Annotated in this window: 28 protein-coding genes and 1 pseudogene; 13 read left to right on the top strand and 16 right to left on the bottom strand. The window is 35.1% G+C overall.

Annotated features, from left to right (window positions below):
- Positions 1-61: 61 nt before the first annotated feature.
- The 3 genes from PWU04_RS03865 to PWU04_RS03855 all read right to left on the bottom strand — a co-directional run bounded on the left by PWU04_RS03865 (position 62) and on the right by PWU04_RS03855 (position 1,917).
- Entirely contained in the window at positions 62-910 is an 849-nt protein-coding gene (locus PWU04_RS03865) for a universal stress protein (protein ID WP_274474498.1), read from the bottom strand.
- Between the two features lie 142 nt (positions 911-1,052).
- Complete coding sequence (locus PWU04_RS03860) at positions 1,053-1,418, bottom strand: arsenate reductase family protein (RefSeq protein WP_274474497.1); 366 nt, start codon at positions 1,416-1,418, stop codon at positions 1,053-1,055.
- 97 nt (positions 1,419-1,515) lie between these two features.
- Entirely contained in the window at positions 1,516-1,917 is a 402-nt protein-coding gene (locus tag PWU04_RS03855; RefSeq protein WP_274474496.1) for a hypothetical protein, read from the bottom strand.
- 140 nt (positions 1,918-2,057) lie between these two features.
- On the opposite strand from PWU04_RS03855, the gene PWU04_RS03850 reads away from it, so the two are divergent.
- The 8 genes from PWU04_RS03850 to PWU04_RS03815 all read left to right on the top strand — a co-directional run bounded on the left by PWU04_RS03850 (position 2,058) and on the right by PWU04_RS03815 (position 9,522).
- The gene (locus PWU04_RS03850; RefSeq protein WP_274474495.1) at positions 2,058-3,302 is read left to right on the top strand and encodes a PAS domain-containing sensor histidine kinase; all 1,245 of its coding nucleotides are present in this window, start codon (positions 2,058-2,060) and stop codon (positions 3,300-3,302) included.
- Positions 3,299-4,345, top strand: coding sequence for a response regulator (locus tag PWU04_RS03845; protein ID WP_274474494.1), 1,047 nt, complete (start codon positions 3,299-3,301; stop codon positions 4,343-4,345). Before PWU04_RS03850 ends, PWU04_RS03845 begins: the two co-directional genes overlap by 4 nt.
- Before the next feature lie 73 nt (positions 4,346-4,418).
- Positions 4,419-5,261 (top strand): universal stress protein, encoded by an 843-nt coding sequence (locus PWU04_RS03840; RefSeq protein ID WP_274474493.1) that lies wholly within the window; start codon positions 4,419-4,421, stop codon positions 5,259-5,261.
- 112 nt (positions 5,262-5,373) lie between these two features.
- Positions 5,374-6,225 carry a universal stress protein gene (locus PWU04_RS03835; protein ID WP_274474492.1) on the top strand — a complete coding sequence of 284 codons (852 nt, stop codon included), beginning with the start codon at positions 5,374-5,376 and terminating at the stop codon, positions 6,223-6,225.
- Between the two features lie 12 nt (positions 6,226-6,237).
- Positions 6,238-6,642 carry a pelota family protein gene (locus tag PWU04_RS03830; RefSeq protein WP_274474491.1) on the top strand — a complete coding sequence of 135 codons (405 nt, stop codon included), beginning with the start codon at positions 6,238-6,240 and terminating at the stop codon, positions 6,640-6,642.
- Between the two features lie 24 nt (positions 6,643-6,666).
- On the top strand, positions 6,667-7,503 hold the full coding sequence (locus PWU04_RS03825) for a restriction endonuclease (protein ID WP_274474490.1): 837 nt from the start codon (positions 6,667-6,669) through the stop codon (positions 7,501-7,503).
- On the top strand, positions 7,475-8,884 hold the full coding sequence (locus PWU04_RS03820) for an MBL fold metallo-hydrolase RNA specificity domain-containing protein (protein WP_274474489.1): 1,410 nt from the start codon (positions 7,475-7,477) through the stop codon (positions 8,882-8,884). Before PWU04_RS03825 ends, PWU04_RS03820 begins: the two co-directional genes overlap by 29 nt.
- Positions 8,885-9,075: 191 nt before the next feature.
- Positions 9,076-9,522 (top strand): MCP four helix bundle domain-containing protein, encoded by a 447-nt coding sequence (locus tag PWU04_RS03815; RefSeq protein ID WP_274474488.1) that lies wholly within the window; start codon positions 9,076-9,078, stop codon positions 9,520-9,522.
- A 27-nt stretch (positions 9,523-9,549) separates the two neighbouring features.
- Here PWU04_RS03815 and PWU04_RS03810 read toward each other — a convergent pair whose 3' ends face one another.
- The 4 genes from PWU04_RS03810 to PWU04_RS03795 form a co-directional block, all read right to left on the bottom strand.
- Complete coding sequence (locus PWU04_RS03810; protein ID WP_274474487.1) at positions 9,550-10,506, bottom strand: bestrophin family protein; 957 nt, start codon at positions 10,504-10,506, stop codon at positions 9,550-9,552.
- Between the two features lie 78 nt (positions 10,507-10,584).
- A complete protein-coding gene (cls, locus tag PWU04_RS03805; protein WP_274474486.1) occupies positions 10,585-12,030 on the bottom strand; it encodes a cardiolipin synthase in 1,446 nt (481 codons plus the stop codon).
- A gap of 30 nt (positions 12,031-12,060) precedes the next feature.
- Positions 12,061-13,305, bottom strand: coding sequence for a glycosyltransferase (locus PWU04_RS03800; protein WP_274474485.1), 1,245 nt, complete (start codon positions 13,303-13,305; stop codon positions 12,061-12,063).
- Positions 13,306-13,779: a heme-binding domain-containing protein gene (locus PWU04_RS03795; RefSeq protein ID WP_274474484.1), complete on the bottom strand. Its 474-nt coding sequence runs from the start codon at positions 13,777-13,779 to the stop codon at positions 13,306-13,308. It lies immediately after the preceding gene.
- Positions 13,780-13,820: 41 nt separating this feature from the next.
- On the opposite strand from PWU04_RS03795, the gene PWU04_RS03790 reads away from it, so the two are divergent.
- Positions 13,821-14,396: an adenylosuccinate lyase gene (locus PWU04_RS03790; RefSeq protein WP_274474483.1), complete on the top strand. Its 576-nt coding sequence runs from the start codon at positions 13,821-13,823 to the stop codon at positions 14,394-14,396.
- A gap of 33 nt (positions 14,397-14,429) precedes the next feature.
- Here the strand turns inward: PWU04_RS03790 and PWU04_RS03785 are convergent, their stop codons facing one another.
- From PWU04_RS03785 to PWU04_RS03770, 4 genes and pseudogenes are all read right to left on the bottom strand, one after another.
- On the bottom strand, positions 14,430-15,080 hold the full coding sequence (locus PWU04_RS03785; protein WP_274474482.1) for a hypothetical protein: 651 nt from the start codon (positions 15,078-15,080) through the stop codon (positions 14,430-14,432).
- An 87-nt stretch (positions 15,081-15,167) separates the two neighbouring features.
- Positions 15,168-16,439 (bottom strand): APC family permease, encoded by a 1,272-nt coding sequence (locus PWU04_RS03780; protein WP_274474481.1) that lies wholly within the window; start codon positions 16,437-16,439, stop codon positions 15,168-15,170.
- 79 nt (positions 16,440-16,518) lie between these two features.
- Positions 16,519-18,003: a pyridoxal phosphate-dependent decarboxylase family protein gene (locus PWU04_RS03775; RefSeq protein WP_274474480.1), complete on the bottom strand. Its 1,485-nt coding sequence runs from the start codon at positions 18,001-18,003 to the stop codon at positions 16,519-16,521.
- 22 nt (positions 18,004-18,025) lie between these two features.
- Positions 18,026-18,592 (bottom strand): annotated as a pseudogene (locus PWU04_RS03770) (DUF1572 family protein).
- 169 nt (positions 18,593-18,761) lie between these two features.
- Between PWU04_RS03770 and purB the strand changes: the two are divergent.
- Together purB and PWU04_RS03760 are read left to right on the top strand one after the other, a co-directional pair.
- Positions 18,762-20,105 carry an adenylosuccinate lyase gene (purB, locus tag PWU04_RS03765; protein WP_274474479.1) on the top strand — a complete coding sequence of 448 codons (1,344 nt, stop codon included), beginning with the start codon at positions 18,762-18,764 and terminating at the stop codon, positions 20,103-20,105.
- Positions 20,106-20,108: 3 nt separating this feature from the next.
- Positions 20,109-20,300 (top strand): hypothetical protein, encoded by a 192-nt coding sequence (locus tag PWU04_RS03760; protein WP_274474478.1) that lies wholly within the window; start codon positions 20,109-20,111, stop codon positions 20,298-20,300.
- 55 nt (positions 20,301-20,355) lie between these two features.
- Here PWU04_RS03760 and PWU04_RS03755 read toward each other — a convergent pair whose 3' ends face one another.
- The 4 genes from PWU04_RS03755 to PWU04_RS03740 are packed head-to-tail and all read right to left on the bottom strand — an operon-like array spanning position 20,356 to position 22,463.
- Positions 20,356-20,898, bottom strand: a complete 543-nt coding sequence (locus PWU04_RS03755) for a DUF4252 domain-containing protein (RefSeq protein ID WP_274474477.1) — start codon at positions 20,896-20,898, stop codon at positions 20,356-20,358.
- An 8-nt stretch (positions 20,899-20,906) separates the two neighbouring features.
- Complete coding sequence (locus PWU04_RS03750) at positions 20,907-21,509, bottom strand: DUF4252 domain-containing protein (RefSeq protein ID WP_274474476.1); 603 nt, start codon at positions 21,507-21,509, stop codon at positions 20,907-20,909.
- Positions 21,510-21,520: 11 nt separating this feature from the next.
- Positions 21,521-21,967 (bottom strand): hypothetical protein, encoded by a 447-nt coding sequence (locus PWU04_RS03745; RefSeq protein WP_274474475.1) that lies wholly within the window; start codon positions 21,965-21,967, stop codon positions 21,521-21,523.
- Positions 21,951-22,463 (bottom strand): RNA polymerase sigma factor, encoded by a 513-nt coding sequence (locus PWU04_RS03740; protein ID WP_274474474.1) that lies wholly within the window; start codon positions 22,461-22,463, stop codon positions 21,951-21,953. Before PWU04_RS03740 ends, PWU04_RS03745 begins: the two co-directional genes overlap by 17 nt.
- A 151-nt stretch (positions 22,464-22,614) precedes the next feature.
- Here PWU04_RS03740 and PWU04_RS03735 point away from each other — a divergent pair, with 151 nt between their 5' ends.
- Together PWU04_RS03735 and PWU04_RS03730 are read left to right on the top strand one after the other, a co-directional pair.
- Positions 22,615-24,090 carry a S41 family peptidase gene (locus tag PWU04_RS03735; RefSeq protein ID WP_274474473.1) on the top strand — a complete coding sequence of 492 codons (1,476 nt, stop codon included), beginning with the start codon at positions 22,615-22,617 and terminating at the stop codon, positions 24,088-24,090.
- A 16-nt stretch (positions 24,091-24,106) separates the two neighbouring features.
- Positions 24,107-24,808, top strand: coding sequence for a Dph6-related ATP pyrophosphatase (locus PWU04_RS03730; protein ID WP_274474472.1), 702 nt, complete (start codon positions 24,107-24,109; stop codon positions 24,806-24,808).
- A 60-nt stretch (positions 24,809-24,868) separates the two neighbouring features.
- Here PWU04_RS03730 and PWU04_RS03725 read toward each other — a convergent pair whose 3' ends face one another.
- Entirely contained in the window at positions 24,869-25,945 is a 1,077-nt protein-coding gene (locus tag PWU04_RS03725; RefSeq protein ID WP_274474471.1) for a YncE family protein, read from the bottom strand.
- Positions 25,946-25,949 lie beyond the last annotated feature (4 nt).

Below are 25,949 nucleotides of genomic sequence, written 5' to 3'. Positions count from 1 at the left end.
AAATGACATCTATCAAATCACAACAACTTAATCAAACATTAAAATCAAAGCACATTTTTATTTATTTGATTTCAGGTATGATCAAAAGTGGTTTTTCTACTTTAAAAGCAACGTGCTTTACCACTTTTTCACGTAATAAGTTCTCTGTAAAACTATGTTGAGTATTTATCATTGTAACCATACCTATATCCTGATTTTGTGAAAAATGGTTTATCGCTGCTGCAATACTGCCATGCTTGTCTATTCTTTCTTCACTCAAATCAAAGTCTCCCAATAATTTCTCTAATACATTCTTATTTTTCTGTTGCTCCTCACTCAAAGAGAGTTCGTTTGTAACATATAAAACCTTCACTTTTGAATTCCATAATTTTGCAATGCCTTTTAGAGGCTTAATTTCCACATCTTCAAAAGCTCGTCTAAAATCAGTCGGGAACAAGATTACCTCGGGCACTTTAAAGTCGTACCCTTGAGGCACTGCTACAACAGGGCAAAAGTTGATGCTTTTAACAATGTTTACAGTATTACTACCTATAAAAATCTCTTTCATCCCGGAAGCTCCTTTGGTTCCCATAAAAATGTAATCCACATTTTTATCAATAACGGTTCTACCAATAGCATTTACTAATGATTCAGCGAATATTTTCTTCTCGAAAACATGTAATTCATTTTTGTTTTCACTAACCATCTTCTTGAACAACCTATCCATTTCACTTGTAGCCTGTTCTTCTATTGCTCTAAACAGTCGAGTTCCTTTAGCTTTATTCACCGTACTACTAAGATGTGAGGGGCTTACCTCATAAGCATGGAGCAAATAAAACGTACAGGGTTCGTTTTCGAACAGTTTTTTTGCATAAACTACAGCCTTAAATGCATTCTCTGAAAAATCTGTTGGCACTACTATTTTTTTCATATTTCTATTATTTCAAACTACTTCTATTCTGTTATCTTTTGTTGTTGTTATTGTTGTTGTTGTGGCTTAAACCATTAATCATTACCACACAAATACCAATTGTCATAAAAGGTAACATCTCCAAAAGTGGTCCATTGAGGCATTAAATTTTGATGATATCAGTAGGTGTTTCTACTAGAATTGTTTTATCCCCCCTAATAGCAATGGGCTGTTTCAACACATCGGGATGTTTTCTAATAAAAGTTATCCAGTCTCCATCAGAAAAATCATGATGCTCAAATTGATGGGTATAAGATGGGTGTTCCTGATTGACCAAATCCTTAATTTCGAGCTTAAGTCGATCTGCCAATTCTGCAATTTGCGTTCCTGTAAGTGTAGTTTTTAACACATCAACCTCGTAAACAGCTAATCCTTTAGTCTTTGCATAAGCCAAAGTTTGTTTAGCTCGACCGGAATTGGAATTGTAATACAAGGTAATTTGTCGGTTTGATGTTGCTATCTCTCCCATAATTTGAATGTTTTAATCACATAAAAATAAATTGGGGCTATATATTTTGACCGAGAACTATTCAGCTCTTAGATATGAACAAATATCAAAGCCTCGTCTACCTCATCTCGTTCTTTAACTTTTCGAGTAGCTGTTGCTCTGCTTTATTTTTGCCTGAAAAAGAATCAGCAATCGATTCTGCTGTACTTAGTATCAATTTATTTATTTCAGGTGTAAAAAGCTCTTTATTATTTTGCTTAAACTCAACAAAGGTATTATAACAACCTTGAGCATCTTTATCATCGTTAGCATCCAACCAATCAAAAACAATTTCTATTTGATAAGCTGTATCACTACCAAAAGGATCTGATATTTTTTCCAAATCCAACCATTTATCCCTTACCAATTGCTTCAGGGTATTGTATTCAGTGTCCCGCACATTGTTATCTATAGAAGCAATTGCGTAAAACAAACGGGCCAAATTTTGATAAAATGCTATGTTTTTTCTTAATGTCATCATGACACTTTTTAAGTTTTTATAAAGTTAAACAATATTCATTAAACTGATTATCTAACCTATGGTAAATGATATCTTCTTCTTTGATTGGGTAAGGTTATTTTTGTACTTTTAGTCGATTCTTAAAATCAATAGTCTTTTCAATGTTCAACCAAAAAGAAAATTTATTTAACCTTCTATTTGAGGCAGTATCAGAAGGCGTTGTGGTAGTAGATAGAAATCAAAAAATCGTTGCTATAAATGAATCAACCCAGCGTATGTTTGGTTATGACAAAGATGAACTTATTAATCAAGACTTAAACCTTTTAATTCCTTCAAAATACCATCATAAGCACCACTCGCATTTTGAGACATTTGTTGGTCAATCCGAAAAAAGGCAAATGGGTCAAGGTCGTGATATTTATGGCGTAAACAAAGACGGTCAAGTTTTCCCTATTGAAACAGGATTGAACCCTATTCACTTTAAAGGAGAAACTTATGTTATGGCATTGGTTATAGATATTTCAAAAAGAAAAGCCCAAGAATTAGAAATACAAAAGTTAAATACTGAATTAGAAGAGAAGGTTGCTCATCGCACTCACGAGCTTCGCGATTCTATTAACCAACTTCAAGAAGTAAACGTAAAACTAAAAACCGAAAACCAAAAAAGGGTACGTGCAGAAAACAAATTAAAAACGGCATTAAAACAGGAAAAAGAGCTCGGAGAACTCAAAACAAAGTTCCTATCAATGGTGTCACATGAATTTAAAACCCCTTTAAGTGGTATTTTAACCTCGGTCATGCTGTTGGGCAAATACAAGTTAACAGAACAACAATTAAAACGGGATAAACATATTACCACCATCACCAATAAGGTGCATTACCTTAACAATATTCTCAATGACTTTCTTTCAATAGAACGATTAGAGAGCGGTAAGGTTAGCTATAACTATAGTGAATTTAAATTGAGTAAGGTAATAAACGAAGTAGTGTACAATTCCAATTTGCTTCTCAAGGAAGGACAAAACATTAATTATCCCCAAAACATCGATGAGATTTCAGTTTACCAAGATGAAAAAATCCTGGAATTAGCATTGTCCAACCTAGTACACAATGCTATAAAGTACTCGTCTGAACGCTCTACCATAGACGTGATAGTCAACCAGGATAATAACTACACAAATATTCAGGTTAAGGATCAAGGCATTGGAATACCAAGAGCAGATCAAAAGAATATATTTAAACGGTATTTTAGGGCTGAAAATGCTCTGATTACTCAAGGGACAGGAATTGGGCTAAACATTGTAAAAACCCATCTTATAAAATTAGGGGGATCTATAAGCTTTGTTAGCAAGGAAAATGAGGGATCTACCTTTTATATTTCTATACCAAATAAAGCCAAATCATGAAAACCATTCTATTAATAGAGGACGATATAGCCATTAGAGAAAATACAGCTGAACTTTTAGAGCTAGCAAACTATAATGTAATTACAGCTCCCAATGGAAAACTAGGGCTGGACTATGCAAAAAACCTTTTACCAGACATTATTGTATGTGATATTATGATGCCTGAGCTTGATGGTTACAGTGTATTGAAAGCTCTTGGTGAAGGTGAACAAACCAAATTTATTCCTTTTTTGTTTTTATCGGCAAAAACAGAACGCCAAGATATTAGGAAAGGTATGTCCCTTGGTGCAGATGACTATATCACTAAGCCATTTAGTGAAGAGGAACTTATTAGTGCCATAGAAAGTCGTATTGCCAGGTCACAGATATTTAAAGAACAAAACAATACCAATGTAGCCAAAAACGCAGATAATCTAATTAATGATCTTAATGATCTTAAAAATTATTTTTACGACAATGGGCAAACATTCATTTTTAATAATAGAGATGTTATTTACAGTAAAGGAGACCATTCCAATTATATTTACCTTATAATAAAAGGAGCAGTAAAAACACATTCATTCGACATAGATGGCAAAGAGTTAATCACGGCGCTTTACAATGCCGATATGTTGTTTGGCTATACTTCCTTTACCGAAAATATCCCCTATCAAGATTATGCTACAGCACTAAGCCAAACCGAATTAGCTGGCATTACAAAAACTGAACTTAACACCATACTGGAAGACAATCCTAATTTAACGCTAAACCTTATTGAATTGCTTACTGAAGATTTAAAATCGGTAAAAGAGCAATTGCTTCAAATGGCCTATGGTTCAGTAGGAAAGAAAACGGCTAAGACATTACTTAAATTTTCAGAAAAGCTCAACGTCTCTCCAAACGCTCCTATTAAAATCTCAAGAAACGATTTAGCTAGCGTTGCCGGTATTGCCACCGAAACCCTTATTAGATCCTTATCCAATCTTAAAAAAGAGGGGATTATCGAAATTGAAGGGAGAAACATAAAAATTATAGACTTGGAAAAACTCCAAAACGTTTATTAAACCTTTTACTGATAATAATCATTTATTGAAACATTAACGCATTCTAAATTTGTTACACTAGTAATTATGTGTAATGAATATACTGCTTCCTACAGATTTTTCCGATAACGCATGGAATGCTCTTGAATATGCATTGGGTTATTTTCAATTTACCTCTTGTACGTTTCATTTGTTGCATGTAGACCATCAATATGGCTTTTCAGGAGGCAATATGGCCTACTATCCATCTCATAATTTAGTTGAAAAAAGCATATCAGGAAGCACCAAGCATACACTACATGAATTGCTTCCTAAAATAAAGGCAAACCCTTTGAGCAGCAAACACCAATTTGTTACAGCCAATGAACAAGGCTCTTTGGTCGATGTATTGCGCAGTTATACAAAAAGGAACAATATTAGTATGATTGTTATGGGTACCAAAGGTGCTTCTGGACTCAAAAAATTGATTGTTGGCAGTAATACTGCGAATGTTATTACCAAAGTACCCTGTGATACGCTTATAGTTCCCGAGCAAGCCTCTTTTAAGCCTTTAGATGAAATTGCTTTCCCTACGGATTTTTCAGTACAATATAACTTAAGTATCCTTCAAACTATTAGCAATATGGTTAAGACATATCATGCTTCGTTAAGTGTACTTCATATCTCCAAATCAAAAACTGAGTTAAACAATGAGCAATTGAGAAGTAAAGCTTTACTTGGGGACATTTTTGACGATTTGCCGCATAACTTCTACTTTCTTACCAACCCTCATGTAGAGGAAGCCGTTGAATGTTTTGTAGAGAGCAGAAACATCGATATAATTGTAATGGTTGCCAAGAATCTCAATTACTTTCAAAAACTGCTATTTCAACCTGTTGTCGAACGCATTAGCTATCATACCACTATCCCATTTTTAGTACTTCACGAAAGCAAATAAAAAAACTACTTAAAAAACACTTAATATACTAACAAGCAGATTGTTAAAGTGATTTTTATCATTCTAGTGAACACAAAAAAAACGTATCTTAATAACTTAATACATCTTATCCATGAAGAAAATTCTCTTACCCACAGATTTTTCAAAAAATGCATGGCACGCCATGTGCTATGCCATGGAATTGTTCAAAAATGATCCTTGTACATTTTATGTTCTAAACGCCTTCACAGCTTCAGGTTATAATCTTAATAGCTTAATGGTACCTGAGCCCGGAGAAGCTAATTTTGAGGCTGCAAAATTGGAAGCTGAGAACGAGATGGGTAAATTGATGGATATGATAAACTTTAGAGACCAAAAAAATCCAAAACATCACTTTGAAACCATAACCTTATTTAATAGTCCTGTAGAAGCTATTAAAGCTGAAGCCGAAAAACATGACATTCAATTGGTAATTATGGGAACTAAAGGAGCAACGGGCTCCAAAGGTTCATTTTTTGGCAGCAATGCGGTTTATGTCATGGAAAAAGTACGGCAATGTCCAATATTGGTAATTCCAGAAGATGCTTCCCTAAAACTTCCCAAAGAAATTGTTTTCCCTACCAATTATAAAATCAATATCAAGTTACAAGAACTGCAACACCTTATTGAAATTGCCAAAATCAACCACGCTTCAATAAGGGTATTGCACGTGTCTAAAGAAGATCATTTAGACAACGAACAACTTAATAACAAAAAACTATTACAGGAATATTTTGAGGCAATAGATCATTCATTCCATTCCCTATCAAACATCAACATTCAAACTGCTATAAATTGTTTTGTTGAAAGCAGGAACAGCGATATGATCGCCTTCATCAACAAAAAGCACATGTTTTTTGGAAGTATTTTAAGCAAACCTTTGGTTAAAGGAATAACCTACCAGTCTAAAGTCCCTATTTTGGTAATGCACGATATTATTAACTAAAACATATTAAACATGAAAACAGGCATTTGGATAGACAAGGAAAAAGCACATATAGTAACCCTTAATGAAACAAACGAAGAGTTAGAAACAATCGAATCTAACGTAGACACATTCCACGTTTCCGGTGGCTCTGGTCGCGGTCAATGGGGCCCACAAGATGTTGTTCAGGACAGTAAATATTTGGAACGTGAAAAACACCAGCTTAGAGCGTATTTCAATACTGTTGCCGAACACCTTAAAGACTGTGAGTCTATTGTAATTTTTGGACCTGCCGAAACCAATTCTAAACTCTATAAAGACCTTCAGGAACACCATAAAGCTATTTCTTCAAAGGTAAAAGAGGTCAAAAAGGCCGATAGCATGACAACCAATCAAGTTAAGGCTTGGGTTAGGAATTATTACAATCAAAACGTTTAATAGTACTTTCTGCCTGCTAATATCATGGCAAAGTTTCAACCTGATATCGTTAAAGCTTCTGGGGAAAAAGTTGAGTTTTCCAGAAACAAACTTAAGAATTCACTTAAGAAATCTGGTGCCTCCTTACACACTATCAATTCTATTTTAAAAGTAATAGAAAAGGAAATATACCCGGACATCACTACCGAAGCCATTTACAACAGGGCTTATTCCCTTCTAAGGGAATTTGAAACTCCCTGTGCTTCTAGGTATAAACTTAAACGTGCTATTTACGACTTAGGTCCAACTGGGTTTCCTTTTGAGCACTTTATAAGTGCTTTGTTGAAACATAGTGGATACGATACATATGTTAGTAAAACTTTACAGGGAAAATGTGTAAAACATGAAGTAGATGTAGTCGCCACAAGCAATAAACACACCACTCTTGTTGAGTGTAAGTTTCATAGCGACCGAGGACAAACCTGTAATATAAAAGTTCCGCTATACATACTTTCCCGTTATAATGATATAAAAGCAAATTGGTCTTCAAGAACTAATAATGCATTAAACCCTCCATGGGTAGTTACCAATACAAGATTTACAGAAGACGCCTTAAATTTTGGAAAATGCTCAGGCATGTTCCTATTAAGTTGGGATTACCCAAAAGATCACGCATTAAAAGATAGAATAGACGATTTAAAACTTTATCCTATTACCGTTTCATCTCTTTTATCATCCAAGGAAAAATCTTTTTTATTAAACCGCGGCATTGTTCTTTGCAGACAACTAGTAAAAGAACCATTTTACCTTGATCATATGGGACTATCTGATATAAGAAAAGAAAAAGTACTTAATGAAGTTGAATTTTTATGTAATGATTAATAACATGAAAACTTCGTCGGTAAATATTACTTTTTTGGGAGCCGCTGGTGAAGTCACCGGATCAAAGTTTTTTTTGAAAACACCAGACGTTAACCTGATGATAGACAGCGGTGTTTTTCAAGGCTTAAAAGAATTAAGGTTGCTAAACTGGAATCCGCTTCCTATCGATGTAAGCTCCATTGAATTTGTTCTGCTAACGCACGGACATCTGGATCATGTTGGTTATTTACCTCGTTTGGTGAAACAAGGTTTTAAAGGTAACGTTTTAGGAACTCTCCCTACTCTAGCAGTTGCTGAAATTATCCTTAAGGACAGTGCTAAAATACATGAAGAGGAAGCCGAAAAAGCTAACGAAGAAGGTTTTACTCTACATCAACCTGCACTCCCATTTTTTAATCTTACAGAAGCCGAATCTACTATTAGGCGATTTAAGTCTGTAAATGAAGGCGAATGGATATCATTATCAGATACTGTTTCTGCTCGGTTTCAATACAACGGACATATTATTGGTGCGACTTTTATTGAATTAGATATTTCAGGCAAACGGTTTGTTTTTTCTGGTGATGTTGGCCGACCCAACGATTTGCTTTTGAGAGATCCAAAACATCCTGAATGGGCAGATTACCTGTTTATTGAAAGCACCTATGGTGATAGACTACATGATAAAGAAGATGTGGAAGCAAAATTTATCGACCTTATCAATCAAACCATCAAAGATAATGGACTTTTAATAATTCCCAGTTTTGCAGTTGAACGGATTCAATATATAAGCTTTTTACTGTGGCAACTCTACAAAAAGAGAAAAATACCAAACATTCCCATTTATGTTGACAGTCCAATGGGAAACAATGTTTTTGATGTGTTCCAACAGTTTCCCGATTGGCATAAAATGGACATGCATGAATATTATGCCATGTGCAATCATCTAAACATGGTACAATCGTATGCTGAAACTTGGGAAACAATAGATAATCCTGGCAGTAAAATAGTAATAGCGGGGAGCGGCATGGTTACTGGCGGACGTGTTCTTACTTATCTACAACAGTTTATAGACAAACCTACAACAAGAGTTTTACTAGTAGGGTTTCAGGCAGAAGGTACTCGAGGGCGTGCATTAAAGGAAGGTACCCATGAAATAAAATTTTTCGGAAAATATTATCCTGTAAAAGCCAAAATTCACAGTTTAGAAAGTCTTTCAGCCCATGCAGATCAACAAGAACTTTTACATTGGCTAAATGATATCAAAAATGTTCCAGAAGAAGTTTTTCTTGTGCATGGTGAACCAAATGCCCAACAGGCTTTTTGTGTTAAGCTTAATAATACATTTCAATGGAAAGTTAAAACCCCTAAACTGTACGAAACAGTAAGACTCATTTGGTAAATACCAGCATATTTTTCCCACATAGAATAGTGACGGTTCTCATTTCCCAAATACTTTATTTTGATTAATTTATAACTCATGTTCCAAGTAACATAAAACCAGTCTTTATTGAAAAAAATCGTTAACTCAATTACTAATCTCCACGTCTGTTAATCAAAGTATACAGGCGTGGATTTAATCATAGGATTACCATGAATTCACCTTCATCAAACACAGAGTCTTTGGAATGGCCTAACATTAAGGATTTACATGCTGATTCCATACGTTGGTTATCGGAATTAAATTTTATTGACGATGAATGTCTCTTCTTTGATGACATGATAAAGACTTATACCATCAACCTCATTGACCAATCTATTTTTGAAAAAACTAAAGTTCTAATTGGTCGGTTATCCCAAATTCAAACTAAAAACAAAGAACTGATAAATGAGATTTCAAAGCACGAAAATAGTTTGGATAGGCTTATCCAAAAATCTGATAACACCAATCGTGCTACAGTGTATACTAACGAACATAAAGAGCTTTTAAATTCAATAAGAATCCATTGGGACAACTATAAACCTTTAAAGAAGGATCTCTTTGAACTCCTTAAAGGAGTTTTGGCTGAGCAGAAAAAAAAGTTATTGCTAAATAGTTAATGATACTTATACAGATTTCACCTGTTATTACATTAAAAAGCCATTTTCAGGTTCAACTGGTTTAGGTATATCTGTATCGTTAATCATTTCACGTATATCGATTTCAATTCCCCTAGCGATAGCGGTAATGGGAACATCATTATAGGTGCCTTCAAAGGGGTTTTCTGAATAATCACCTATCTTTTCCATTAAAAAAAACACCCAAATAATTACAGCTGAAAGAACAGGTCCTAACCAATAAACCCAATAGTTTTCCAGTTTAAAAATATCTAAAAGTCCAAACGGAACAAAAAGACAAAAGATAAAACAAAGCCAGTATGCCGTTGAAGCATATTGTCTAGGGAAAGGAAAGTTTTTAATACGTTCACTCTTTCCCTGATCTTCATAAAAACTTTGAACCAAATGATGAAATTCCATATGCCTAAAATCTTCAAAATATCTCAAGTTCTTTAGCTCCTGTAATCGCTCCGACTGTATCCTTAAAATTTGAGTGGCCATATTACTACTTCCTTCCATAATCCTAAGCTCTTTGTTACTTAAGAAAGATTCAAGCTCATCTTCCAATCTATTGGTATAGTCCTCACAAACCTTGGGTGCATATAATCCCTGAAGTCGGTTTTCAATATGTTCCCATTCCCTACTCAACCGCAACTGATGGCGCAATGCCGTTAACCAGGCAATATGTCTGTAAATAAGCTCTTTTTGAATTTTGTGAGCATCATCGCCTTGCACAAATGCAACTGTGGCCGCTCCAAAGGTTCTGCTATTATTTACAATACTCCCCCATATTTTACGAGCTTCCCAGGCACGATCGTAAGAACTGTTGTTTTTAAACCCAAGATAAAATGCTACAGCAATCCCAATAACCCCAATGGGCTGCCAAGGAATTTCAAAATTCAACTTAAATAAAAAAACAGTATAAAACAATATTAGAGCATAAACAAGCCCTATAAAAAAAGGTCTTTTAGACCAATTAAATGTCATAAAAAAACCATATTTACGCTTGGTATACATAATGTTAATGGATTGATAAAGTTAAAATTATTAATTATCCCAGAGTATTTATAGCATGGGAGACATTAACCGAGCCAAATTCTCTAGAATCTTTTTATGTGTAGATCGTTGTTCCCACAATTCTAAATCAAGCAATCGTGCATCTTCAATATCTTTATAAAAAGTATACCGAAGTTTACCAGCTAAAGCTTCATCATAAACAATTGCATTAACCTCAAAATTCAGTTCAAAACTTCTTATATCCATATTGGCTGTACCTACTATCGCAATATGGCTATCTACAACTACAGTTTTTGCGTGAACAAATCCTTTGGTATATTGATAAATCTCAACACCGGCTTCCATTAGTGCACTGTAATATGATCGGGATGCCGCATTTACAAACTTTGAATCAGATTCATGGGGAACCAAGAATTTAACACTTACACCACTCATAGCTGCTACAATCAAAGCGTCTTTAACACTTTGATTGGGAATAAAATAAGGCGTTGTTATCAAGATTTCTTCTTCTGCAAGGTTTATGGCTTGAAACAACGCATACAGAATACTTGGCGTTTTAGAATCTGGACCACTTCCTGCTATCTGAACAAGCTTGTTCTGGTTAGCTTTAAAAGCATCAACAGGTCGGAACAATCGATCATCTGGTCTTACACTATCACTGGCACAAAAATTCCAATCTCCCAAAAACAAATACTGCAAATACCAAACTGCTGGACCATGAATCTTTAAATGTGTATCTCGCCAATATAAATTAGTCTTTCCGTTGTTTATATAACGATTCCTCACATTGATGCCACCAACGAAAGCTACAGTACCATCGATAATGGCAATTTTTCGATGATTGCGATAATTTAATCTATTAGCAAAAGCTATCAATTTAATCTCATAAAACGGAAACGTTTTTACTCCCCCCTCTCTTAATCGAGGAACTAGATCCTTTCTGATTGATCGGCTTCCAAAGTCATCGTATATAAAACGTACCTCAACTCCTTCTTTAGCTTTTTGAAGCAAGACGCCGGCTACCTCCCTACCTATATCATCATTATAAAAAATATAATATTCTAAATGGATGTGGTGCTTAGCGCCACGTAAGGCTTTTAACAACTCTGGGAATTTTTCCTCTCCGTTAATCAAAAGAGACACTTCATTCCCGTTGGTTAAAGGACTGATATCTTCTTTAAGAAGTAGATTCACCAATTTTCGGTGTTTTCCCAATTTGTTTTCCCTCATGATGGACTCGGAAAACTCCATAACCTCCTCGGCCAGTTCTTTTTCAAGCTCGGCATTCTTAAAAACCTTTTTGTTATAGATTTTTCGTTTGCGATAATTAATACCGAAAGAGAAGTAAATAATAATACCAATTACCGGGACGAATATTACAAATAGAAGGTACGCCAATGATTTGGCACTGTCGCGTGTATCCTCAATAATGCGATAACATACAAACAGCAAGAAAAGGAAATAGAGAATCTCTAATATTATAATCCAGTTCATGCCATTAAGTTAGCAAATCCTGAAAGAATCCTACAATTTATTTTTAGCTTCTATCCATTTAGCCATGAACTTAGTACTCTGCATGGTGTGGTGTTGTAGCATAGTACCCATAAAATTGTTTAAACGATGTTGTTGAAGATTATTAAGAAGTGATTCTATGGCAGAAATAAACTCTGGTTTTAACTTCTCAACATTAAAGCGTTTGTTTATTATTTCTACACCATTGAACATAAAGTCTTTCCATAACGTTTGACTGTTATATAGATTAACCGCTTTATCTGCGAACTCTTCAGGGCTGTCTTCTATATATCCGTTAGGTTCAAGCTCTCCAAACATCCCTTCGGCAGCTATAGAACTCATTACACAAGGTGTTCCGTTGTGCATCGCATCAATAAGTTTCCCTTTTAAACCTGCACCAAATTGTAATGGCGCTAGACAAACCCGGTATTTCTGTATGGCTATATTTACATCTTCCGCAAAACCCTTTACCAAAAACCCTTCTTTTGGATTATGGAGTTGTAATACTTTTTGGGAAGCATAAGCACCGTAAAGATGCATTTCGGCTTTAGGCAACTGCTTTCTTATATTGGGCCAAATATGATTTTTTATATGAACAGCCGAATTGTAATTAGGTTCGTGAAGAAAGTTACCAATAGTCATAAAATGCTCTCTAACTTCAAACCCTGGCAGCTCCTGAAACTGCTCAAACAAAATCTTGGGTTGTAAAAAAGGCAAATAGTAAATCAAGTTTTTATCGACCTTGAATTCCTTCAATAAAAGTTTCATTTCAGCTTCTGAGATAATCAAACTCAAATCACTACGGTAAATGCTCGCTAATTCCCGTTTGGCCATATCGTTAAACAAGTAACTTTTATCGAAAGGAACATTATCCTTATAAGCCTTTTGACGCCCAAAACGTAAACTATGCAGATCTTCGGTATCCAAAATACGAAGTGCATTAGGGCAATGCTTAGCAACTCGCCAACCAAACTGCTCCTCGGTCATAAACCTATCGAACATTACAATATCTGGTTGAAGTTTTAAGATATAATCATCAAAAGAAGCATCGTTTAATAGGATATTGTCTACTGACACTCCCCAATCCTCCAAAGAAAATGATTGTTCTGTACGAATAGCAGTGCTCACATAAGTAATATCGCAACCATGCTCGTTAAAGAGTTCTATCAATTGTAACATACGACTCCCAGCCGCTGAGCTTTTAGGCTCGGGCCATACAAAGCCAATTATGAGAACTTTTTTGTTTTTAAGTGTCATTTACTGTGGTCTCTCCACCAAACTGTACTTAAAACGTACTTGTTCTGCCCATTTTATAACTTCAGAAATTTGCTCATCGGTAAGATTGGCATCGCCGTGCGTCCATGTATATGAAGGTAATGGCATTTCTTTTTCTTCAACCATTTCAATCAGTTCCTCCATTTTATGGTCTTTTTTCTTCACCGAATACCCTTCCCAGCTTGAGAAATCAAGGTGTTTTCTTCCGTGTTCTATATGCTCGTCCATCCAGTAATTTACCGGTGTAATATTGTTATACCAAGGGTAACGTGTAAAGCTACTATGGCAATCATAACAAGTTTCCTTAAGAATTACTTGTACTGACTCCGGTGGAGTGGTATCTGCTATAAAAGTATCTACCGAAGCTAAATCACCTTCGTTCTTTTCAGGTCCAAAAAATTGAGCAATCACAAAAATTACTAAAAGAGCCAGTAATATTTTTTTAACAAGTTTCATCTTCTGTATTTTTAAGGGTCTAAAAATATAGAAAATATTGAATGAGCCCAGCAGAATTGTACGATAAATTGAGATACGTTAAGGCATCGAGGGAAAACAGAATGAAATACGCTCTTATGGTTTTAAATGAACCAATCCTTATGGAGCCCCTTATGAATATTATGTTTAAAGTTGATGATAAAATATCATCGCGAGCAGCATGGGTGTTCGAATTTGTCTGTAAAGAAAATTTAGAGGCTATACTTCCTTTATTGGATAAATTCACAAAGGGTTTGAAACAGGTTCATTTAGACTCTACCGTACGCCCAGTCGCCAAGGTCTGTGAGCTTTTGGTCATTGCTTATTTTTCAAAAAAAGAGAATCGCATAAAAACAACTATATCCAGCATCCATAAAGATCGGATTGTCGAAGCTTGTTTTGATTGGATGATTACTGAACAAAAAATCGCACCTAAAGCCTACGCCATGAACAGTCTTTATTTACTTGGCAAAGAATTTGACTGGATTCATCCCGAACTAATAACCATTTTACAACAGGAATACCCCAATGAAAGTTCTGGATATAAAGCAAGGGCTAGGCATATTATAGGGCAAATAAAAAATAAGCAACCCAATTAGGTCGCTTATGCTTTCAAGATAATTTATTAAAATTTAGATGCAAGCGTTATATTCTTCAACAACTTCTTTTACATCTTCTTCCTTGTACATCTTGTTTTTTAGCTTCTCAACTACCGAAGGGCAGTCATGAAAATATTTTATTGCTTGTTTTTTAAATGACCTTAATGTCCCATGTTTCATTAAAGGGAAAGCCTCACTCTCACCTTCTTTAATTACATAAAACTCATTAAAACTACTATAATAATAGTGGGTAGGGATATTAGGTACGGCACTTCCTCCAGCTGGAGAAAAAAATGTTGGCCCCATAGATGTTGAAGCCCCTACACTACGACCATATAGAGTTACGCTCCCTTTTTCAATAACTCTGAACAATGCATTTCTTTTTCTGGATAATGGAATAAATTCATAGGATGCTGTACCTTCCTCGGTATCCTCAACAACAACCATGTTTACTTGATTATCTTCAAACGTTTTTGTTTTTGATTTTCGAGTATCTCTATACTTAACTCTATCAGGATTATTAAATGGTGTCGCAACTAAATCTTTTGAAATCTGTGGAATTTTGACAAATCCACTTAATGTATCTCCGCTTTTCAGATGTATTTCTCCTTTTAACCAACCATGTTGGGCACACATATTAAACACTGTAAAAAACGTAAAAGCAATACCTATAAATCTTCCCATGAATTTAAAAAAATAAAATTTTAATGTGCGAATATAAATATTCCTATAAAAATGAATTCTTAAATTTCAACTGATTTTACCTACAAATTACTTGTTGAATTTATAAACGTATTCCCCTCCAAAACATATAATAATAACTCCTAAGGCAACAACTATCCCCACGGGGTCTGATCCTATCTGACTCAAAATTAAAACCAGCATTGCTATTATACATAATACTGAACCAACCAACGGAAGTGTCTTATTTGCCTGAATTGAATTATGAAGTTTAAATGCCGATAGGTTAACCATAGAAAAAATAAGTAGGAAGCCAATGCTACCTGCTACAGATATACTTTCAAGTTTTAAAGTATTCACTAGTATTAAAGTACAAATTGAAGTAATCAATAACCCTATAGGGTGATTCCAAAACTGACTACTCAACTCATGAGGCAATTCATCTTCTTCTGCGATTTCATAGCTCACGCGACTCCCTCCATATAGTGACGCATTAATAGCTGAAAAAGTAGAAATAAGTGCCGCAACCGTAATAATCACAAATCCTGTTTGTCCTAAAATAGGCTTAGCTGCTTCCGCCAACACATAATCTTCGGCTTTTTTAATCAAATCAAACTGCAACGAACCTACTGCTACACAAGCAATAATGATATAAAGAAAAATTACAAATAGTACTGAATAATAATAAGCTTTAGGAATATTTTTAGAGGGATTCTCTATATCTGGGACTGCATTGGCTATAAGCTCAAACCCTTCGTAAGCTACAAATATCAACATTCCTCCTGTTATCAACTTCAAAGGTCCCGACCAATAACTTGAATTCAATTGCTCCAAATTCACATTACTCTTCAGACCATAAATACCAACACATACAAACCCCAATAAAATCACCAATTTAATAATAACAGCATAAGATTCAATTGCACTCACCACCTTTATACTGTAATAATTTATCAAAGTCGCCAAAACAATAATTCCAGAAGCATAAATATGGAAATCAAACGTTTTGTTTCCTGTTATTTCCCAAAGATTAGGCGCATACGCCCCAAATGCAGAAGCGTATAGAGACAACATAATAATATAACTTACCCATAATAAATTATTTACTCCCCCACTAAAGACACCAATACCAAACCCTTTATTGATAAACTTAACTGTACCACCTCTATCCGGAAACTTCAATGACAGTTTTACATAACTGTAGCTAGTAATAAGTGCTAAAATACCAGCTAATACAAATGCAATAGGCGTACCACCCTGTGCATAATCAACAGCAAGTCCTAATACAGCAAAAATCCCACCTCCAACCATGCCTCCTATTCCAACAGACATTGCTTCCCTGAGACTAATTGTTTTACTCATAAATATTCTGCTTTAAAAACACCCGTTTTTCAGTCGGTTTTAATTTTTTTACAACTACAAATCCAATGATTTCATTAATCTAGGATTTTAAATCCGAATATACGCGTTGTCCTTTTTCGACAATAATTTGAATAATATTTGATATGTCTTCCTCTGACGTTCTAAAATTTACAATACACCCGCGCAAACAGTAAGTACCGTTAATTATGGCATTAGATAAAAACACTTCTCCTTCCTTCTGCAGTACGTTTAAGAGTTTTTGATTCAAGTCATTTAAAAAACCTGTAGCTTTATACTGTTCAGCTAAGTTTAATGGGACATAACGCAAAGTCGTTATACTTAAATTATGGCTTATCGCTTCCAGTTCTTGATGTTCATTAGCCTGATCGAAAAACATTTTTGCCAAATTGATATCCTCACGGATCATATCAATATAACCATGTTTACCAACTTGTTTTATAGCTGCCCATACTTTTAAAGCCCTAAATCCCCTTGAGTTTTGTAAACCATATTCATAATAATTCACCGAAGGGTCGGCTTCGTCTGAATCAAAGTTATAATACTCAGGATGGGAGCTAAAAGTATCGCTAAGATGTTTTGAATTTTTCACCAAAGTACAGCCAGCCTCAAGCGGACTATATAACCATTTATGCGGATCTAGGGCAATGGAGTCGGCCATTTCCAAGCCTTTGAATTTCTCCTTTTCCTCAGGAACAATTGCAGCGGGAACACCATAAGCTCCATCTACATGAAACCAAAGCTTGTACTTTTCACATATTTTACCGATTGACCCCAAATCATCTACTATACCTGTACTTACATCACCTGCTGTACCTACTACCATAAAAGGTACTTTTCCGTTTTCTATATCTTCTTTAATAAGCCTCTCAAGAATAGATATATTCATTTTTCTATTTTCATGAGTGTCCACCCACCGAATCGCATTACTACCATGCCCAAAAAGAACAGCTGCCTTTTCCACCCAAGTATGTGTTGTTTTAGAACAATAAAGCACCATTTCCTTAGATTCATTTTTTAAACCTGATGATTTGAACAACTTGGATGCCTTTTGGGTTCTTCCCGCAAGAAAACCAGTAAAATTTGCCATATTACCACCACTCACCAAAACTCCTCCATAAGTATTTGGAAGCCCTATAAGTTCAGCCAACCAGTTTACCGTTTGAGTTTCTATTGCAGTCGCCATAGGGCTTAAAATGTTGGCGCCACAATTGGCATTAACACCACTTGCCAATAAATCTGCTAATATTCCAATAGGTGCTTGAGAAGATGTTATATAGCCTAAAAACCGTGGATGCCCATTAAATAAAGAATGCTCCAAAAGCATTTCTTGAGCTCTTGATAGAATCAATTCGGCAGATATTCCATGCTCGGGTAATGATTCATCACCCAAAATTTCCTTTATCTCTTTTGGGGTTTCTCCTAATGTGACTTTTTTTATATAGATGGTCTCCAAAAGCTCCGAAAGCGCATCGACTAAATTATACCCTATCGTTTTAAACTCTTGAACATCTAAATTTATAGGGGCTTTTCGACGGCTAGACATACTATTTTAGTTTTTTGTTTAGTTACTTCTTTTTCAGAAACTCGTCAGTGAAATGCTGTTTGAATTTCTCTTCTGAAAACTTTTGAGCATTATATGCTTTGGACTCCCCTTTGGGAATGGATAATGATTGCCACTCCTTATCACATAACATTTTCCCGATGTACACCATTTGTCCTACATGATAGGAATAGTGAGCCAACTGGCAGAACAAAGCCTCTATCACACTATGCCCTTGATTACGAATGAATATCTCTTTATCTAAATCATCAACAGTTAACGAATCTATAGCTGAAAACAAACAAGACCAACCGGCTTCCCATTTTTCCATCAATTCAGTTCGTGTTTTAATATCCGCTTCAAATTCAGCATCTCTTTCACGCCATGTTTTTTCGCCATCAGAAGTCAAAAAATCAGTCTACCTAGACAACATATTCCCCCAGAGGTGCTTTACAATTACACCAATACTGTTATTATCGTCATTATATTGCCACAATAATTGCTCATCACTCAACTGAGCCATAGTTCTATCTCCCAAAAGCTTATAATAAGCAAACTGTTTCCTTAAACTGAGAAGATCAATGGTTTCCATAACTATATCATTCTTCAAATAAATTTTAAGCTCTTCTAAGTTACTTATTTTTAGCCACAATACTCTCTCTAAACTTTGTGATAGAACTTAACAAAATCTTCCAACTTGCTAATTCCCAAATCCCAACTCAAATAACTATCTTTGCAGCTTTAAAAAAACTAAACAAACTATGTCTTTAAATACACTTAACGCCATCTCTCCTATAGATGGACGCTATCGCAACAAAGTAGACGAATTAGGAGCCTATTTTTCCGAAGAAGCTTTAATTAAGTACCGTGTTAGGGTAGAAATCGAGTATTTTATTGCTCTTTGTGAAATTCCATTGCCACAATTGGCAGATTTCAACACTAGCCTTTTTACTGACTTAAGAGCTATTTACACCAATTTTTCTGCTGGTGACGCTCAAGCTATAAAAGACATAGAGAAAGTAACAAACCACGATGTTAAAGCGGTTGAATACTTTATTAAAGAGCGTTTTGATGCTTTAAATATTTCTCAATATAAAGAATTCATCCACTTCGGATTGACTTCTCAAGACATTAACAACACAGCAGTTCCTTTAAGTATAAAGGAAGCTGTTGAAGAAGTATACAATGGTGAGTTCCAAACTTTGGTAGATACCCTTAAAGGATTGGCAAACGATTGGAGCAGTGTTTCCATGTTGGCAAGAACCCACGGACAGCCTGCCTCTCCTACTCGTTTAGGTAAAGAAATGGAAGTATTCATTACCCGTTTGGAAGCTCAGTTTAACTTACTTAAAGATATTCCTAATGCTGCTAAATTTGGTGGCGCCACAGGTAATTACAATGCTCACCACGTTGCATATCCTAATGTAGATTGGAAAGCTTTTGGTACTAAATTCGTTGAAAACACTCTAGGGTTACACCACTCTTTCCCTACTACCCAAATTGAGCACTACGATCATATGGCTGCTTTATTTGACGGATTGAAACGTATCAACACGATCTTAATCGACCTTGACCGTGATATTTGGACTTATGTATCAATGGATTACTTTAAGCAAAAAATCAAAAAAGGTGAAGTAGGAAGCTCTGCTATGCCACATAAAGTAAATCCTATCGATTTTGAAAACAGTGAAGGAAACCTTGGTATCGCCAATGCCGTTTTTGAACATTTATCGGCTAAACTTCCTTTATCTCGCTTACAACGCGATTTAACAGATAGTACCGTTTTGAGAAATGTTGGTGTACCTTTCGGACATACTTTGATTGGATTTAAATCTACATTAAAAGGACTTAACAAGTTATTACTAAACGAAGCTAAGTTTGAAGAAGACCTTGAAAACAACTGGGCAGTTGTTGCTGAGGCGATTCAAACTATTTTGCGTCGTGAAGGCTATCCAAATCCATATGAAGCTCTAAAAGGATTAACCAGAACAAATTCGAAAATCACTCAAGTGTCTATTTCAGATTTTATTGATACCTTAGAGGTAGCTGAAACTATAAAAACTGAACTAAAACAAATTACCCCTGCCAACTATACAGGGATTTAACATATGCTTAATGACAAACAATCATTAGGGCTTACCAGCTCAGTCTCGATAGGTTTTGTACTTGCTGGAGTGTTTGACATATTGGACAACTTAGTAGTTGCCATTCTTTTGATTATTGGTTTTCTAACAGTCACCTTAAACGTTCTGCTGTATGGAGGAAATGATCTTAAGGATAAAGATATAAATGAAGAATAAAAACAAAAAAGGAACTGAATATCAGTTCCTTTTTTGTTTTTAAAAATTCAATCTTTTATTGTTTGAAAAAATCTGCAATGCTTTGTAACTGCTCTCCATCTACATCGGCATGATCTAAGGCTTTTACTAAACTAGCCATATCCGATGGTTTCATATCGTCTCCTAAGACACGTACTATACCAAAGCCTAAATCTGCTGAACTACCAAACACTATTAACTCATCGGCAGCATCGTTGTCGCCAATATATTTTACAACAACCTTCTTTCCTCTGTCATTAAACTCTATAAGATCGTTGTAACGCTTGTCTTCAAGTATGACTTTAATCTTATCCAACTCTTTGTTGTATAATTCTTTATTGGTTTCACTTACCTTAAACCCTAAAAAGTTTAAACGTTCAACAGAATTATAGGCATTAAGTTGTCGATCTGATAAACTGGCTGTGTCAAACTTTACAATATTTGTTGGAATATCTGCAGAAGTAAAATCGGGAGTTTCCTGATGATCTACAAAATAAGTCTGTAACGTAGGTCCGCTATTGCAACTAAACACTATCATAGCCACAAATAATGCTAAAAATGTATTTTTTATGGTTTTCATGACTACTCTTATTTTTTCTTATCCTTTTCCAAATGTTCACCTCCAGGGATATTCATCTGCTGGGTAAGCTTAGAGATTTGATTTAAATCAATATCCCCTGTCATTGAAATGACTACTGTTTCTACCTCTCTCTTTTGACCGTTAATGCTTACATCTGCATTTTTTGTTACTTCAGACAAACCGTTAACAAACATAAGGAGCTCTTCAACATGGTTCTCATCCCTGCCTTCTTTCACATAAAACTTCACAACTATGCCTTCATCCTTAACCTCCATAAGTTCCTCTAATTGAGCTGTACGGGATTGCACCCACTTTACAATATCTCCTGCAATTTCCATATTATCGGTAACAAGTGTTTTAAAGCTGGTAATACTATTCACCATATCTAAATACTGTTGGGCTTCAGGGTCATCGGTGTTAATATCTATTTTAGCCAACATTTGGAACATTTTTGGCTTAATGGACACATAAGTCACATCTGGATTATCACTGTATTTATCGAATACGTTCTGAGATATCCCTTTAAAAGGCAGCACTATAAGTGCCAATACAAATAATATCAATTTACTGTTCATGATTTTGGGTTTACTATTTAAAAATGATGTTTTCATAATTTTGGGTTTTAGTCTTTAAAAATAAGTTTTCGGGTTTGTTCAATTTCATCCAAATAGCCAACAGTTGAAGCACCTTTGTTAAATTGATTGGACATCAATTCCAGTGACTTAACCACCTCATTGTAGGCTAATTGAGGATCTTCAATGGTTCCCAAATCATTTTGTTGTGGTGACTTAACAAACTCAAAATAAGCCCCAAACATTAAAACAACTACAACTGCGACAGAAATCCATTTGTAATTAAAATAGCTTTTGGTTTTTAATGGAACGTCTTTGGTATATTGTTCATTACTACTAATTGAGAAGTAATTAAACAATGGTTTATACACTTCTAAATGTGAAGCAATGGTTACTTGCGAAAAATAGTTTTTTAACTCTTGCTCTTCCTTTAGATTAGTTTGTCCATTCTCATACTTTTCAAGTAGTGCTTCTATATGTTTAATTTGAGATCCCATAATTATGTGTCTTCATTAATTCTGTACGTATCGTTTTTCTAGCTCTTGACAATGCTACACGTATAGCTGTAGGTTTCATGTCTAATACGGCAGCTATCTCATCAAAGTCATATTGTTCTATATCCCTTAATTGTACAACAAGTCGCTGTTGCTCGGGGAGTTTTTCAATGATCCTCGCCACCCAATCCAAACTATCCTCAATTTCAGCCTGCTTTTGAACAGAGATATTATGATCTTTATAATTACTGTGAACAATTTTAAGGTTTTGAGCTTGTTTCGATTTAAGTTTATCAAGGCATAAATTTTTCGTCATCGTCATAGAAAAAGCCTCAATATTCTTGTAAGCACTCATCTTCGATTTATTATTCCATAGCTTGATAAGTACTTCCTGTGTAGCATCTTCTGCCTCTTCTTTAGAAACCAAAAGACGTTTCGCTAACCGAAAGACCTTATCCTTAAAAGGCATTACAATATTTAAAAACTCTGATTGAGTCATTTTCTTTTCTGATGGTTAATTTTTCGCTTTATGCTGCGATTTGTTATTACGACGAACGAGCCTGTGTTTTGTTACAAAAAATTTTTATTGCCAAATAATGTCTTAAATTTAGTGCTTTTAAGATTATAATTTGATTATAGATTAGACGATAATGAAGACCCTAAAACACCTATTTATTGCTACACTTTGCTTCAGCTTTTTAACCTCTTGCTTTGATGATATGGACGACAATTTGTCGTCTTCACTTGATATTAAGGATTTTGTTTGGCAAGGTATGAATGCTGTATATCTTTATAAAAGTGAAAAACCAGACTTAGCCAATAACCGTTTTACCAGTGACCAGGAATATCGTGATTACTTGGAAAGCTTTGGAGGCCCTGAAGAACTTTTTGAAAACTTAATCTATGAAAGACAAGCCATTGATCGTTTTAGTTGGATTACTGACGACTATATTGCACTTGAGCAACAATTTAATGGAACGACTACAAGTAATGGCATGGAATTCTCGTTATATTACGCTCCAAACTCTACAAATGATATCATTGGTGTAGTTAGACTCGTTTTGCCTAATAGTGAGGCTAGCAATGCTGGGTTAAAAAGAGGCGACATCTTTTATGCAGTAAACGAAACATCCCTAACCGAGAACAACTACCTTTCATTACTGCAAAATCAATCTTATAATTTAAGCCTTGCCATTTATAATGACAACGGAACTCCCGAGGACGATACCGATGATAGCATAGAACCTACGGACGAGAGTGTATCTATTTCTAAAGTTCCATATACAGAGAATCCTGTGTACCTCACTGAAGTCTTTGAGGTTAATGGAGAAAATGTTGGTTACATCATGTATAATGGATTTACTTCAGATTTCAACAGTCAGTTAAACAATGCTTTTGGCGAACTGCAAAACGCCAGTGTTCAACACTTAGTTTTGGATTTAAGATACAACCCTGGAGGCTCTGTAAATTCTGCCACCTTACTTGGAAGTATGGTTACAGGAGGACTAAATGGTGAAATATTTGCCAAACAGGAGTATAATGAAGACATCATGTCCCAAATCTCAAATCCGGAAAACTTATTGTACCGTTTTACCAGCAGTTTTAATGGCAACTCTATTAACAGTCTTAATCTTGATCAACTTTATGTAATAACTACAGATAGAACAGCTTCTGCCAGTGAAATGATTATTAACAGTTTGAAAGCCTATATAGATGTAGTTCAGGTGGGTGTAAATACTGTGGGTAAATCGCAAGCCTCTATTACCATTTACGATTCTCCAGATTTCACAAGAGAAGGTGTTAACCCTACACATACTTATGCTATGCAGCCTTTAGTTGCTATAACAAAAAATGTAAACGATCAAGTTGTTCCTCACGATGGTTTAGTCCCAGATATCAATATTGTCGAAGATTACAAAAATCTTGGTGTTCTAGGAAATCAAAATGAGCCAATGCTAGCATTAGCTTTGGCCAATATAGCTGGGACAGGTCGATTTTCACCTCATCAAAATTTAAAACGGTTAAAACCTGTAGCAGACAGTAATGACTTCATCAAATTTGAAGAGGATATGCAAATAGACAAAGCCCTTCCTAGTTTTATCTTTAACAACACTTTGGAAGAGTAACCCTTTAATAGATCTAATGACCAAAACAAAAACCTACTTTAACTGGAGTAGCGGAAAGGATTCTGCTTTGGCTTTGTATAAACTTCTTCAAAATGAAGAATACTCTATTGAAAAGCTTGTAACTACTATTAGTGAAGAACAAAACCGTGTCACTATGCATGGTCTACATAGGGACTTACTTAAAGCTCAAACGCAATCGATTAACATACCGGCTGACATCATATCCCTTCCTAAAGAAGCAACTATAAAAGTTTATAATCAGATTATGTACGATACGGTCTCTGCATTAAAACAAGATAGATTTGAATGTGCTGCTTTTGGTGATATTTTTTTGGAAGACCTTAAAAGGTATCGTGAAGAACACTTGGCAAAACTGAATATGAGAACGGTATTCCCGCTATGGAAAAGGGACACTAAAGAACTAATGAGAGAGTTCATCGAATTGGGTTTTAAAGCGGTAGTAATTTGTGCTAATGCCAAATACTTTGGAAAAGATGCCGTTGGCCATCCCTTGGATGAAAACTTTTTAAACGACTTGCCTGAAAGTGTAGACCCTTGCGGTGAAAATGGAGAATTCCATACCTTCTGTTTTGATGGACCAATTTTCAAACATCCAATTCCATTTAAAATAGGAGAAAAAGTATACCGTGAATATCCAGCACCAAATGATACTTCCGAAGCCATGGGCTTTTGGTTTTGCGATTTAGAACTAACTTAAAAACATAAAAAAAACGCTTTCAACAATTTGAAAGCGTTTTTTTATGCACTTTTATCTTTCTTAATTAAGGTAGATTTGTGAAGCTCCTACTCTTAATTCTTTATTATCAATCAAAGAATTTGTACCAAGATCGAAAATCACCAATTCACCGGTACCATTAACAAAATCTGTATTAGTTCCTAAAACCATATCATTGTACACCTTTAAATCTCCATATAATGGTTGATTTATTATTGAACTTACTGGTAATTCATTAGCATTTTCATTTACATTATAGATACCTCCTTCAAGATAATAGTATATTTCTCCTGCACTGTAGGTCATTAATGAAGGGTGTTTTTCTGCTGGAAAATCTATAGCTGCGATTACCTCATTTGTAACAGTATCTATAGTTATAAATGATGCCTGAGTATGCCCAACAATATTCCAATCCTGATCGTATTGTATTCCTCCCTCACACATTATAACCAGTTGACCTTGACTATTTGTAATCATTTCATCTGGCTTATCGTCCACAAAAATTGTTGTAATAACGCTATTGGTACTAGTATTAATCACTGAAACTATATTGTTGGTATTATAGCCTCCTCCGTGAGAAACATATAGGTTGCCACCATTTGCCAAAAGCTTGTCTGGACCTTCCTGAACAGGAATGATTGTTTCAACAGAATTATTGATTGGATCAATCACTGCAATAAAGTCATCATCGGCGTTAAACCCATCTCCCCAATTTGTCACATATCCTTTTCCATTTGAAAAAGTAATAAAACGTGGATTAAAAAGCCCTGAATCAATACTGGCAACCGATTCAAAGGTGTAACGATTAACAACTTCTATCTTTTGAGAATTATTTACAACTATATAAGCCAAATTACCATAAAACGCTAAACTTTGAGCAGTATCTCCCAATAATGTTCCATTTACGTTTTGGTATACGCCATTTTCAACATCAACCATATTATCAGTCACATAGGAGATTGAGGCGTTACCATTTCCATATCCACCTTCATTTACAACAAGTATTCCATTTTCATAATCACCCAAAGGTACTGATTGTGCTGAATCGTCGTCACTGCTACAGGAGTTAAAAAATACACTAGCAACAAGTACTAATGCAGTCATTTTTCTTAGTTTCATAGTC

This window comes from Mangrovimonas aestuarii (assembly GCF_028767185.1).
In the GTDB taxonomy this organism is placed as follows: Bacteria; Bacteroidota; Bacteroidia; order Flavobacteriales; family Flavobacteriaceae; genus Mangrovimonas_B; species Mangrovimonas_B aestuarii.
The sequence above is the reverse complement of the archived record's forward strand: the minus strand, read 5'-3'. Positions and strand labels throughout refer to the sequence as shown.